The sequence below is a fragment of the Niabella drilacis genome (assembly GCF_900101395.1).
GTDB classification, from domain to species: domain Bacteria; phylum Bacteroidota; class Bacteroidia; order Chitinophagales; family Chitinophagaceae; genus Niabella; species Niabella drilacis.
Genome location: NZ_FMZO01000002.1, coordinates 217498 through 231620 on the forward strand (window position 1 = coordinate 217498; position 14123 = coordinate 231620).

Below are 14123 nucleotides of genomic sequence, written 5' to 3' on the forward strand. Positions count from 1 at the left end.
TTGGTACCGGCAGCAGGTCGCTGATCCCGGATGTCTGAACACATCCACCCCGAAGTTCCGGGGTAAGATCAGGGGAACCTGTAACCATTAACAACAACAAATTATGAACTTAGGAAATTTTACAATTAAAGCAGCAGAGGCATTTCAACAGGCCCAGCAATTGGCCTTTAATGCTAAAAATCCGAACATAGAGGTAGAGCATATATTAAAGGCGATCCTGGACCAGGAAGATTCGCCGGTCGATTTTCTGCTCAAAAAAAATAATGTGACCATCAACCTGGTGCATGCCAAGCTCGATGAGCTGCTGGCCAAGCTGCCCACAACCAATGGAGAGCCGGCCCAGCAGATCAGCAGGGATGCCAATAGCGTGGTTTTGAGGGCCGGTGCTGCCCTAAAGCAATTCAACGATGAATTTATCACTCCGGAGCACCTGCTTCTGGCAATTGTAGAGGGCAATGATGCGGTTGCCAAACTGCTTAAGGATGCAGGGCTTACGCAAAAAGGACTGGTAACGGCCATCAAAGATCTGCGGAAGGGGGGCACTGTATCCTCACAAACGCAATCGCAGGAGTTCAATGCGTTAAATAAATATGCCAAGAACCTGAATGAACTGGCCCGGCAGGGGAAGCTGGATCCTGTAATCGGCCGCGATGAGGAGATCCGGCGCACGTTGCATATTTTAAGCCGCCGTACCAAGAACAATCCCATCCTGGTAGGTGAGCCGGGTGTTGGTAAAACGGCAATTGTGGAAGGGCTGGCGCACCGGATCATCAACGGGGATGTACCGGAGAATCTTAAATCGAAGATCATTTATGCGCTGGATATGGGGTTGCTGATAGCCGGGGCCAAATATAAGGGAGAGTTTGAAGAGCGGTTAAAGGCCGTGGTAAAAGAGGTCAGCGGCAGCGATGGGGAGATCATCCTTTTTATTGATGAGATCCACACGCTGGTAGGCGCAGGCGGAGGTGAGGGGGCCATGGATGCAGCCAATATCCTGAAGCCGGCATTGGCCCGGGGTGAATTAAGAGCAGTTGGGGCTACCACGCTGAATGAATACCAGAAATTCTTTGAAAAGGACAAAGCCCTGGAGCGGCGCTTTCAGAAGGTATTGGTAGACGAGCCCTCCGTGGATGATGCTATTTCGATCCTGCGGGGATTAAAGGATAAATATGAAACCCACCATCATGTCCGTATCAAGGACGAAGCCATTATAGCAGCAGTGGAACTTTCGCACCGGTATATTACTGACCGGTACCTGCCGGACAAGGCCATTGACCTGGTGGATGAAAGTGCCGCTAAATTGCGGCTGGAGATGAACTCCATGCCCGAAGAGCTGGATCGCCTGAACAGGCATATCCGGCAACTGGAGATCGAACGGGAGGCCATTAAACGGGAAAATGATGAGGAAAAATTAAAACAGCTCAACACGGATATTGCCAATCTTTCCGTTGAACGCGATACCCTCAAAGCCAAATGGCAGGAGGAAAAGGAACTGGTAGAGAAGATCCAGGCGGGTAAGGCAAATATCGAAGACTATAAGGTGGAAGCGGAAAGGGCAGAGCGGAACGGGGATTATGGGAAAGTAGCAGAGATCCGGTATGGTAAAATAAAAGAAGAAGAAGCCCATATCATCCGGCTTACCACAGAACTCAATAATTCAGCGGAAAGCCGTCTGTTAAAAGAAGAGGTGGATGCGGAAGACATCGCAGAAAGTGTGGCAAAAACAACCGGCATCCCCGTAACAAAGATGTTGCAAAGTGATAAGGAACGCCTGTTACAGCTCGAAGCGCATTTGCACCAGCGTGTAGTAGGCCAGGATGAGGCTATAACGGCGGTGGCAGACGCAGTGCGCAGAAGCCGTGCCGGGTTGCAGGATCCGCGCAGGCCCATCGGGTCTTTTATTTTCCTGGGTACCACCGGCGTGGGTAAAACAGAACTGGCAAAAGCACTGGCAGAATTCCTCTTTGATGACGAAGGTATGATGACGCGGATCGACATGAGCGAATACCAGGAAAAACATACGGTCAGCCGTTTGGTAGGGGCGCCTCCGGGATATATAGGTTACGAAGAAGGAGGGCAGCTGACCGAGGCCGTACGCCGGAAACCCTACAGTGTGGTGCTGCTGGATGAGATCGAGAAAGCGCACCCGGATGTGTGGAATGTATTATTACAGGTGCTGGATGATGGCCGGTTAACCGATAACAAGGGCCGGGTCGTTAATTTCAAGAACACCATTATTATAATGACCAGCAATATCGGCAGTCATCTCATTCAAAATGCATTTGAGGATGTGAATGAAAAAAATGTAGATGAAGCCGCGGAAAAAGCAAAGGTTGAAGTGATGAGCTTATTGCGCGAAACCATCCGCCCCGAGTTCCTGAACCGGGTTGACGAAATCATTATGTTCCATCCGCTGCTGAAAAGAGACATTGTGGATATTGTGAAGATACAGCTGGAAGCGTTGAAGAAACTGGTAGCCCAGAACGGTATCCAGCTCGAATTCAGCGATTATGCCCTGGAGTTCCTTGCGGAGCAGGGCTATGATCCCCAGTTTGGTGCAAGGCCGCTGAAAAGGCTGATCCAGAAAGAGATCGTTAACCAGCTAAGTAAGCGGATCCTGCAGGGCGATCTGGACCGGTCGCGGCCGGTATTGGTGGATGTTTTTGACAATACCGTTGTTTTCAGAAACGATAATAAGAGCAGCTAGATAAAAAGCAAAACAGATCCCCGCATTTCGCGGGGATTTTTTTTGCCTGAGCACCTGGAAAGTTCTGTTTTTATTTGATAGCCAGCTTTTTACGTAAGCCCTTTTTCTGCCGAAAAGAAAAAATTTGTAAGATGAAAAAAAAAATTATCTTCAACCGCTTTTTTGAGATATTTGTTGTATTTATGTGTTGATTTTTAAAAGTTTAAAAATCGAACCGCCTATCTAAACCAGATAAATTTTTTAATTGTATGAGTCTGAAGAAAGAAGCTGAGGAAATTATTGAGCCTAAGGACATCTTTGTAGGTAAGAAGGATGCGCCCGTAACTTTGATGGAATTTGGAGAGTATGAGAGTGAAGAATGCGCAAAGGCCAACGAAGTTGTAAAACAGATTCTTGAAAATTACGACGGTCAGGTTAAACTTAATTTCCGCCATTTTCCTCAAACAAGAATTCATCAGCGGAGTTTAAAAGCTGCCGAATCAGCTATTGCTGCTGCGCAGGAAGGCAAGTTCTGGGAAATGCATAATGTACTGTTCCAAAACAGGCGCAATTTGGGTACTACCAGTTTAAAGCTGCACTCAAAAGAAGCAGGTGTTAATAATAAGAATTTCCTGGAAGACCTGGTAAACGGAACCTATGGATGGCAGGTGCAGGACGATCTCAAATATGGTCTTGACCTGGGGGTAAAAGAAGTGCCGACTTTTTTTGTGAACGGGCAGGTTGTAAAGGGAAAAACCACGTATGCGCTGTTAAGCCAGGCTATTGATGAGGCCTTAAAAGGAGTGAAGAAAAAGCCCGCAGACAAGGCCAAAGCAAAACCTAAAGAAAGCGCCAAGGCCCCGGTAAAAACAAAGGTAAAAACAAAATAATTTTTTTTAATATACTTCCCGTCTTTCGGAATTTTTTACGTTATTGATCGTTGTCCCCCGCTACCGGAGAAAGGACGGAAAAAAAGAAGCTGAACGGCCGAAACCCTTTACTGTAAAGAGTTTCGGCCGTTCAGGCTGTCAGGCTTTCCGCTTAACTGTTAAGCAGCACCCTGGGGGCTTGCAGGTTATTAAGAAGACAGCGTTATTTATGAATCCTGTGGTTTGATTGAAAAAAATTCAAGAAACAATCAGAAAAAATCGTTTTTGTACCATACGTAAAAAAAACAGGAGATTAAATTTTTTTTATGTTGAATAAATGTGGATATTCGCTGTCCCGCGAAACTTTTTTTATCGTTATGAGAAGATGGTTTCTTGCTGGACTTTTAGGAGAAACATTATCGTAAATGCATCAATAAACTTGGTAACTTCTGATGGAGAAAAATGTCGAAAAAATCTGGTCTAATTGTTTAAAGATTATAAAAGACATTGTTGAGTGGCAGCACTATAAAACCTGGTTTGAACCTATAAAAGCAATTTCATTAAAAAATAATGTGTTGGTGATCCAGGTCCCCAGCCAATTCTTTTTTGAGTATCTTGAGGAACATTACGTAAATTTATTGGCTAAGACATTGAAGCGTGAGTTGGGAAAGGAGGCCCGTCTTGAGTATCGCATTATGGTAGACAGCGGCAATAGTAAGAACAAACCGCTCACTATGGATGTTACAGGAACGGGATATAAAACCTATTCAAATAACGAAATGGATTTTCCGCTCGTGATCAACAACCCTGTAAAGAATCCTTTTGTCATCCCGGGCATTAAAAAGATGCAAATCGATCCGCAGTTGAACATCAATTATACATTTGATGCTTATATTGAGGGCGATTGTAACCGTGTGGCCCGTCGCGCCGGGAAAACGGTGGCGGAAAAGCCGGGCGCTAATTCATTCAACCCGTTGGTGGTGTATGGCGGGGTAGGCCTCGGAAAAACCCACCTGGTGCAGGCTATTGGTAATGAAGTTAAGAAAACCCATCCCCACAAAATCGTACTTTATGTAAGTTCCGAAAAGTTCATTAACCAGTTTATGGACCACAGCCGGAACAATGCCATCAACGATTTCATTCATTTTTACCAGCTGATCGATGTGCTGATCGTGGATGATGTGCAGTTCTTCAGCAAAGCAGAAAAATCACAGGATGCCTTTTTTGCGATATTCAACCATTTGCATCAGTCGGGCAAACAGCTGATCCTTACTTCAGACAAATCACCCAAAGACCTGGAAGGAGTGCAGGAACGCCTGCTGAGCCGCTTTCGCTGGGGCCTGAGCGCAGATCTTCAGATCCCGGATTATGAAACCCGTATCGAGATCCTGGAGCGGAAAATGAAAACGGACGGGTTGGAAATGCCAAAGGAGGTAGTAAAATACATTGCTTATAATATTAACAGTAACGTACGCGAACTCGAGGGCGCATTGATCTCTTTACTGGCACAATCATCATTAAACAGGAGGGAGATTGATCTGGACCTGGCTAAGAAAGTGCTCCGGAACTTTATCAAATCATCCAGCAAGGAGATCACGATCGATACCATTCAAAAGATGGTTTGCGACTACTTTAATGTACCCTACGATAAGCTCCTGCAGAAAACCCGGAAGAGGGAGATCGTGCAGGCAAGACAGATCACCATGTACCTGGCCAAGTCCTTTACCAAGAACAGCCTCAAAACAATAGGAGAACATTTTGGCGGGCGGGATCATACAACGGTTATCCATTCCTGCCAGACTGTGAAGGACCTGATGGATACCGATGCCGTTTTCCGTGAAAACGTGCTGGAACTGCACCAGAAGGTGCAGCTGGCTGCCATGTAATTCTGCAGGAAACTTTTTCATATATTTTTAGTGAAATTGCGTATAAATTTTAGTTTATATAGTTGAGTTTCTCTATTTTTGCAGCCCCTGTAAGGGAAACGGCAAGAGACCGGAACAAAAGCTCTTATATTATTGGTGAGGTGGATGAGTGGCTGAAATCAGTAGTTTGCTAAACTGCCGTACGGGTTAAACTGTACCGCGGGTTCGAATCCCGCCCTCACCGCAAACAAAACAAGTGCTCCCTCCGGGAGCATTTTTTGTTTGTGCCCATAGCTGGTACAACCTGTATAATGGGTGCGGTTCAAATCATAAAAGACAGCCCCGCAATGCAATGCTTTGGGCTGTTTGCTTTTCCGGCCCTGTCAGGTTTATAAGATCATGCTATTTGAAGGCGCGTAAACCGCCGTGTATTGATATCTCTGTAACAGCCTGTCGTGAAGAGCGCCCATTTTCCTGGTCCCGCAAATTGGAGAACCCCGATCTTTTGGCGAACAGGATCAATGCATCTTTTAATAGAGAAAGGAATGAAGAACGCAAAAGGGTAAAGGGAAGGCAATTGGCCGGCTTTGACATTTGAAAAGCGTGCAAATTTATTCCCTGAACCTGCATATCGTTTAATGCTCTGTTTGATGATGTGTGCTGATCGTTATCCTTAAAAAGAGTTGTGAAACCGGTACCGTCTTTTTGTTCATATGAATCTTATGATAGACGATACAAAGTTGAACGTTGCGGACCTGAAAAAAGTTAAATGGGTTTAAGAACTACTTCGCCTGCGTATGCCCGGGCGCACAGGTGGGGAGGCAAGATCTGAATTGCTCCGGCGATTATAACATCCGTTCCTTAATTTTACGCTATGTATATTACCCGTTTGCTGTGCCTGATAGTTTTAGCTGCCGTTTTAAATATTTGCGCTGCAGCCCGCCCTGCCTTGCCGTTTGCTCCCTGTTCCCGGGCCGTAAAGGATACTGTTGAGCCGGTTATTCATGGAGATTTTGCAGATCCCTCGGTGATCCGGGTTGGCAACATCTACTATGCTACAGGCACTTCGTCGGAATGGGCACCGCATTACCCGCTGTTCAGATCCGGAGATCTTGTTCACTGGAAACAGTCGGGCTATATTTTCAATAAGGCTCCGGACTGGACATCATCATCTTTCTGGGCTCCTGAGTTATTGTATAGAAAGGGCACTTATTACGTGTATTATACGGCGCGGAAAAAATCGGATGGCATCTCCTGTATCGGCGTGGCCACATCCGATGACCCGGAAAAGGGTTTTACAGACCGGGGTATTATAGTGGAGTTTGGCAAAGAAGCAATCGATGCTTTTATGGTGGAGGAAAACGGGGTATGGTATATTACGTTTAAGGCATACGGACTGGATAACCGGCCGATAGAATTGTTGGGGTATCAACTATCTGAGGATGGATTGAAGACCGTAGGTCAGGCTTTTATGCTGTTGCGGGATGACGACCGGAAAGGCATGGAGGGGCAGTGTATTGTGCGGCGCAATAATTATTACTATTTGTTGTATTCTGCCGGCGGCTGTTGCGGGCTGCAATGCAGTTATCATGTAAATGTGGCAAGGTCCCGGACTTTAAAAGGCCCTTACACCCGGTTTGAAGGGAATCCTGTAATGGCTGCTTTTGATGGCTGGAAATGTACCGGGCATGGTACGGTGGTAACGGGTAAGAACGGGGCTGATTATTATCTTTTTCATGCTTACAATAACAGGACAGATGTGCATACCGGGAGGCAGGGGATGCTGGCCCGGCTGAACTGGGATACGAAGACGGGATGGCCTTCTTTTGATCCTGTTGCGGGTGAGCCGGTCAGGGACTTTTCAGATGATTTTTCCAAGGGATCCCTGGGCCCGGAATGGCAATGGGATTTCAGGCATACACAACCCCTGGTCAGGCCGGGGAAAGGAAGGCTTTACCTGTCAGGAACGGCGGGCCTGGAAAACAGGACAGGTACCGCCCTTACAGTAAGACCTTATTATGGAAACTATGAAATGACAACGGCAGTCCTCAACCGCAACAGTGCGTTGAAAGGGCTCACTGTTTATGCCGATGCAGACCAGGCCGTTGGTATTGGCATTAAAAATGACAGCATCGAGGTCTGGTGTGTAAAAGATAATATCCGCCGGGTATTGGGCAGGGTTAAAGTAAACGGGCTGCCTACCTGTTATTTAAAAATGACGGTTACGGACGGGCAACGGCTCGGATTTTATTGGAGCGGCAACCAGCGTAGCTGGAATGAAGTGCGCGTTGCAGACGCCGGTATCTCGCAATTTTTGCCACCCTGGGACAGGAGTTCCAGGCCCGGGCTGCTGCAGCAGGGGACCGGCCCCGCGGCTTTCGGCTTTTTCCGGATCCGGTATTTTTAGGGGTGGATCAACGGTTGCCCCGATTTGGGGGAGTTGACTCTTTCCCCTTTTTGCGGTTCTTATTTCCGGGGGATAGCGCGGCAGCCTTCAGCTCGTAGTGTTTATGCAGTAGGCATACCGGTCCTGCCCGCAAAAGAAAATGCACAATAGATTTGCGGCGGCCCTGCCTTCAGATCTCAGATGGGAGCGCTGGGGGCGCGAGATCCTTCCACAGGATTACCCTGTCTATAATATGGTTTCCAATTGTAAAAAGACAGGCACCAGGGCCCTTCCTTTTTCGGTTAAATGGTACTCGATGTGTAAGGGCTTTGGTTTGATGACCACCTTTTCCAGCAAACCTATTTCTTCCAGTTCTTTTAAAGCAAGGGACAATGTTTGCCTGTTTGAACCGTGGATTTGACGCAACAGTCCACTGAATCGTAAGGGTGCTTCAACGGCCAGGCGGAAGATTTCGGGTTTCCACTTGCCGGACAGCAGTTTCAGAAGCCCCTGCACAGGGCAGGTTCCCGCGTCTTGTGTCAAATTCCTGGTGGTCATAAATTTCTGACTTATTGCAAAAGAATTTTATCCGGTGCATCTTTGCACAAATATAAAATTAAATTGAGTGATGCAAGATCAGAATAATCCGCTTTTATGTGATCCGGCTGAAGGCGTTTGCGGCATACCTGCCGGAACCCTTAAAAAGGATGTTGTTATTCCCGGCACAAAGAAACCGGTTAAGGTTATTTATTTTACAGACCCGATCTGCTCTTCCTGCTGGGGGATAGAACCCCAGCTCCGGAAGCTGAAGCTGGAATATGGAGGCAATATAGAAATAGAATACCGGATGGGCGGCTTGCTGCCCGATTGGAGCTATAACAGCGGCGGCATCAGCAAACCATCGGATGTAGCCCACCATTGGGATGAGGTAAGCGTTTATTATGATATGCCGATTGACGGGGACGTTTGGCTGGAGGATCCGCTGCCGTCGTCTTACCCGCCTTCCATCGCATTTAAAGCCGCACAAATGCAAAGTAGCGAAAAAGCTGTTTTGTTTTTACGGACGATCCGCGAGATGGTCTTCCTTCAAAAAAAGAATATCACCCGGTGGGAACACCTGGAAACGGCAGCGCAAAAGGCCGGGCTAAATGCGGCACAGCTGAAAACTGATTTTGAAGGCAATGCAAAACTGCTTTTTGAAGAAGATCTGAACCTTGCCGGCACATTGGGCGTAAGAGGGTTTCCCACTATGTTCTTTATAGATCCATCAGGCAATAAGGAAATCGTATATGGTACAAAGCCCTATCCTTTTTATGAAACGGCGATCTTAAAACTTGATCCCCGGGCTGCCAGGGAAACGTACGGCAAAGACTGGGAAACCCTTTTTTCCATTTACCCCTCGCTTACGGCAAAAGAGTTCTCTGAGCTTTCGGGTACGCCGCGGATGGAAAGTGAAACCCTGCTGAATGAACTGGTCGCAAAAGGATCTGTAGAAAAGCGAACGACCAAAAACGGTGCTATCTGGATGAAGGAAAAGCCTGCTGCCGGTATGTAGTGCCGTAACAAGGCCGGGCGCTGCGGTTGATGCTGTTGCATTAGCGCCCGGAGTCATTGGTGGCTCCTCCCGGGTTGTAGTACATTTTTGGGAGCAGGATGAAATGAGAAATTCCTGACCCGGTGTTGGATTATTACCACACCTGTATGGCTGTTTTGGGAGCATTCTTTGAAAAATGAAGTACCGGCAGGCAGAAAAATGCTATGCAGTAAACAGGTCCTATACGGGCACGATCTACCCGGTTTGCAATAACGAGGATAGGGCAAACGCATCTAAATTGGGTAAAAAGAGCACACCCGGAGCATTTTCTGGCACTGTAAGTGCCGCGTGTTTATAGCAAGGTATTGAAGAGAAAAGCCGGCTCCTGTAGGAGCCGCGTAAAATTTCCGACCCAACAAACACGCGGCTCCTACGGGAGCCGGGTTGATAAAACAGCAGCGTACTATAAACACGCTGCTCCTCAGGAGCTGAACAATGCTGAAATTAGATGCGTTTGCCCTGATAACGAGGACCTTTCCGGGCAGGATGTGTTTTATTAATGGTATTTTTGAAAGAATGAAAAAAGCATCCGTTTTAGTAGTCCTTTTCTTTTCTGTGATCCGGGTACTTGCGCAAAGCGGGCCGGAGAAGCATATATTCCCTTTAAGATTGGACGAACGTAAGATATCGATTACGCAGCTTCAGCCAATGATCAATGAAATGGGCGCCAACAGGATTGTGGGGCTGGGAGAGGGTACACATGGAACAAAAGAGTTTAATGATCTCCGGATCAGCCTTATCAAAGAACTGATAGAAAACAAAGGGTTTCGGATCATTTGCTTTGAGAACGCCTTTGGGGATGCTTATTATTTTAATGAGATCGTTAATTCATCCGGGTCTATAAAAGAGGGGATGAAGAAATATTTGCTCTCGTTATGGCAAAATGAAGAAATTGAAACCCTTTTTGAGTGGATAAGGGAATATAATCGAAGTCATTCAGAAAAAGTTTCCGTTTCAGGAATGGATTTTAATTACCTCGCAAACGCTGCAGGGATTATAATCAATGAATCAAAAAAAGCAAACTTATACCCATTAGCATCATTAGCAAACGATCTTTATAGGGAAGCATTGCAATACGATGCTGCCTGGGACGCCCAAATGAAAGGGTTAGACAGATCCCGGTGGGGGGGGCAGCTAAAAAGTATACGATCCATCCTGCAACAAATTGACAGCTCAATCAAAGTGGATAAACTCCCTGTTTCGGAGCTGCTTCAAACCGCGGTATTGAGTGTAAGGGCCTGGAGCACCGGAGAGAGAGGCAGGGACCGGAGTATGGCACTGATGGCTGTGCAGATCGCTAAAAATAGTAAAATGATCATATGGGCACATTCGGTACATCTTGCGCTGAAGTCCCCGTTTAAAGATAATAGCGTTGGTGGGTGTGGGGGCTATATAAAACAGGAGGTACCTGAATATTATTCCCTGGGCATGGGGACGGCAGCTGGAAAATATGGGGGATTTGATGACCGGTTTGATACGCGGACGAACGTCATGAAAAGGTTTGTTCTGCCAGATGTAAAACATCCCAGCTGGGATGAATATTTTTTCAATATGAAACTCCCCGCTTTTTTTGCGGACCTCCGCAATGCTGAGAAAGGGACAAGGTCACTCCCGCTGCGCCTTATTGGCTATGGCCCTCCCCAGCGTATTTCTTATAGCGATGCTATAAAACTGGAGGAATTATTTGATGGGTATATATTCATCAGCAAAACCAATGCACCCGGATATTTCCGTTAAAGGTTATAACGGCGGCGCCCTGCTAAAGGCCCGGCTGCCCCTGACTGACACAGATTAACCCGCCCTTTTAGCCCTGCCTCCAAATTGCCTGGGAAAATAGGAAAGCGTAAATTGAAAGTAGCGTTGCAATCCCTGCGACACGGTAGTAGTTGTTGTGCTTCCGCTTGAATAGCTATTCACCGTCTGGTTTTGTCCCAGGATATTGAATACGGATACCCGGGTTTCAAACATTTTTTTCTTTTTGGGAAAGACGTAACCCGCAAAAGCGTCCCAATTGATATTCCGGATGGGCTGCTGGTTTACTGAAATATTTTTGTTGTAACGGAAGCTGTTGCTTAAGGTGAAATTTTTGGGTACTTTGAGGGTAAACCTTGCTGCAGTATTATACGATTGAGTCCTGGTAGGGGTATAGGCGCTGCGATCACCGTGCTGCTCGGCATTTGTTTTTGAAATGGACTGCTGTATGGATACGTCGATTATTCCAGGTGCATTAAAGGAAAGCGTAATATTGTGATTGAGCCGGTCATTTTTGTAGGTTAACAGGTCGCCATCGATATATTGCGGCCCGCGCGCACTCCCCCAATTCCCGTTATAGCTGAGCTGATAAATATTTTTTCGTACCGGGTGCGATATATTCAGATTTGTACCTCCGTTAAAGGAGTTGCTGACGCCGGCACCGGCAGCGTAATAAACACTGCCTGTGGCATAGCCGCCGCTGGTGTTTGCCTGGATGGTCGTTTTGTTGAACATCAGCGACAGACCCGCATTGAAACCCGTGTTAAACATTTTTGATCCCGGGGTATTAATAAAATAGGTAGTAGTGCCTCCATTGCCGTCATAGATCGTACTGTCTGATATGCCGTTCCGTTCTTTATTATAACCCAGGTTTAATGCCGCGTTGTACGAGTTCTTTCTTTCAAAGCCGCCGTTTTTATTATAAGCGAAGCTAAAGTTATAGACATTGTTGAACCTTGATTTTAAGTTGGGGTTACCCACAATCATGCGATACCGGTTGGCTGCACTGTCCTGTATGGGATATAGCTGATCAATGGTAGGAGCTGTTGCTGAACTGTTATGTGTCAGGTTCATATTGATATTGGCACCTTCTGTTTTGTAATAGTTATAGGAAATACCGGATGCCGGTGTAAAAAAGTTATAAATAAATGTACGGTTGCGATAGCTGAGTGTAGAAACATTCCGCTGGTACAGCAACTGGTTCTGCAGGTTGGTGCTGATCTGTATGGTACGCCTGAACCGGTCGGTAATGTTTTTGGTGAACGTTTTTGCCAGCTGCAGGCCGGTCCTGTTGTTAATATTTGTGGTGCTGCTGAGGTTGGAAAGGTTGTTGTTCCGGTTATAGGTATGGGTAACCGTATCCCGGTCGGCGACATCGGCGTTTATTTCTGATCCGGAGTACTGGGTATTATTATTGAGGCCCATGTTGATATTCCAGAAATTATGATCCTTTAACAGCAGTTGCCGCAGCCCGCCATAATTCAGTCCCAGGTTGCCGTTCAGGTTTGAGTTCCTGTTAACATATTTCCTGTCGTAGAGGTCTGTATAAATACTGTCCGTCAGTGCATCGAAACGGCTATAGGTATTACTGTTGCTCAGGGTAGTGCCGTAACCGATGGCGTAATTGGCTGAAAAGTTTTTCGGTCCCGGATCCTCATTTATTGAGGTGTTGCTATAGTTTCCACTGAGATTAAGATCGTTGCGATAGCTATCGGCCTGCGATCGGTTGGATGAGCGGCTTGCCGGTATTGAATCGTTCCTGTATGAAATGCCGGTTCCTTCAGTTTCCGAACTGGAATGGGTACGGCGATAGGAAACATTGGTTGAAAAAGATCTTTCTTTTTTGCGGGAATTATACGCCCCCCTTAGTGATTGGGATAGCGAGCGCGAGAGGCTGTAACCGTTGTTGAGGTCGGTGAATTTAGTGTTGCCCAGGTTCCTTACAGTAGTGCGGTTGTTTACGGAGCTATTCCTGTCTCCGGTTATTAAGTACTGCCCGGTCAATGATTTTTCATTATAAAAATCGGTTACTTCTTTAAGGTTTTTCCGGTAATCGACTCCCGTATTCCAGTTGTTTTGGATGTTCAGGTCTTTGTTTTGCAGTACAGGTTCTATGTTGCCCAGTGCTTTCCGGGTATTGCTGACGGTAGCATTGAAACCAAGGTTCGATCCTTTATTATACACCTGCATAGACATATCCGCGCCATAGCTTTTGTTGGTTCCGGCCCTGGCAGTCGTGTTGCCGAAATGGCCTTTACGTTTATCTGGTTTTAGCTTTATATTCATTACTACCGCGGTATCCTTCTGCATATCTTCGATTTTCTGTTTATAGAAATCGCGCTCCTGGTATACCTGTATTTTATCAATGGCATGCTTTGGCAGGTTCTTCAGCGCCATATTAAAGCTACCGTCAAAAAAGGGCTTACCATCTACATACAGCTTCTTTACCTTTTTGCCGTTTACGGTAATGGTGCTATCCTGCCAGCGGGCTACCCCGGGTGTTCTTAACAGGATTTCCTCTGCAACCTCAGTGGAATCCAGCCGGATGCCGGCCGGGTTGATTTCCAGGGTGTCGCCATTGAGGGTTACCGGGGCTATGGTCTTTACAATCACTTCTTCCAATACCTGGCCGGTATCTCTTACCAGGCTTATAGTGCGGAGGTTGAGACCGCTTTTTGCAGAATCCAGGTAAAGATCTGCTATATGGGATACAAAGCCGGTATGGCTGACGGAAATATACAAGGGTGTTTTCAGGGGCAGCTCTTTTATTTCAAAGAGCCCTTGTTCTCCGGTTACCTGGTAATTGATGGCGGCGGAGTCGGCTTTTTTAAAAACAGTAACGGTTGCAGCAGGAAGACCGCTGCTGTCAATGGAACTAAGCACCCTGCCGTTAATAATACCTTTGTTTTGGGCAGGGGATGCCAGCTGAAGAAACAGTAACAGGATAACAGGCAGCAGTTTCATAGGCGCA

At 46.6% G+C, this 14123-nt stretch carries 8 protein-coding genes and 1 tRNA gene; 7 read left to right on the forward strand and 2 right to left on the reverse strand.

Features of this window, described 5'->3' with window-relative positions; genetic code table 11:
- Positions 1-103 precede the first annotated feature (103 nt).
- From clpB to BLS44_RS04330, 5 genes are all read left to right on the forward strand, one after another.
- Positions 104-2707, forward strand: coding sequence for an ATP-dependent chaperone ClpB (clpB, locus tag BLS44_RS04305; RefSeq protein ID WP_090388817.1), 2604 nt, complete (start codon positions 104-106; stop codon positions 2705-2707).
- Positions 2708-2955: 248 nt separating this feature from the next.
- Positions 2956-3576, forward strand: coding sequence for a DsbA family protein (locus tag BLS44_RS04310; protein WP_090388818.1), 621 nt, complete (start codon positions 2956-2958; stop codon positions 3574-3576).
- A 431-nt stretch (positions 3577-4007) separates the two neighbouring features.
- Positions 4008-5441 carry a chromosomal replication initiator protein DnaA gene (gene dnaA / locus BLS44_RS04320; protein WP_090388820.1) on the forward strand — a complete coding sequence of 478 codons (1434 nt, stop codon included), beginning with the start codon at positions 4008-4010 and terminating at the stop codon, positions 5439-5441.
- Between the two features lie 134 nt (positions 5442-5575).
- Positions 5576-5664 (forward strand) — tRNA-Ser (locus BLS44_RS04325).
- Positions 5665-6294: 630 nt separating this feature from the next.
- A complete protein-coding gene (locus BLS44_RS04330) occupies positions 6295-7827 on the forward strand; it encodes a family 43 glycosylhydrolase (RefSeq protein ID WP_090388821.1) in 1533 nt (510 codons plus the stop codon).
- Positions 7828-8052: 225 nt separating this feature from the next.
- On the opposite strand, the gene BLS44_RS04335 is transcribed toward BLS44_RS04330, so the two are convergent.
- Positions 8053-8364: a winged helix-turn-helix transcriptional regulator gene (locus BLS44_RS04335; RefSeq protein WP_090388822.1), complete on the reverse strand. Its 312-nt coding sequence runs from the start codon at positions 8362-8364 to the stop codon at positions 8053-8055.
- 70 nt (positions 8365-8434) lie between these two features.
- Between BLS44_RS04335 and BLS44_RS04340 the strand changes: the two genes are divergently transcribed.
- Both BLS44_RS04340 and BLS44_RS04345 read left to right on the forward strand, forming a co-directional pair.
- Entirely contained in the window at positions 8435-9361 is a 927-nt protein-coding gene (locus BLS44_RS04340) for a ClpXP adapter SpxH family protein (RefSeq protein ID WP_176954330.1), read from the forward strand.
- 555 nt (positions 9362-9916) lie between these two features.
- A complete protein-coding gene (locus BLS44_RS04345; RefSeq protein ID WP_176954313.1) occupies positions 9917-11137 on the forward strand; it encodes an erythromycin esterase family protein in 1221 nt (406 codons plus the stop codon).
- Positions 11138-11191: 54 nt separating this feature from the next.
- Here the strand turns inward: BLS44_RS04345 and BLS44_RS04350 are convergent, their stop codons facing one another.
- The gene (locus BLS44_RS04350; protein WP_090388825.1) at positions 11192-14116 is read right to left on the reverse strand and encodes a porin family protein; all 2925 of its coding nucleotides are present in this window, start codon (positions 14114-14116) and stop codon (positions 11192-11194) included.
- Positions 14117-14123: the final 7 nt, after the last annotated feature.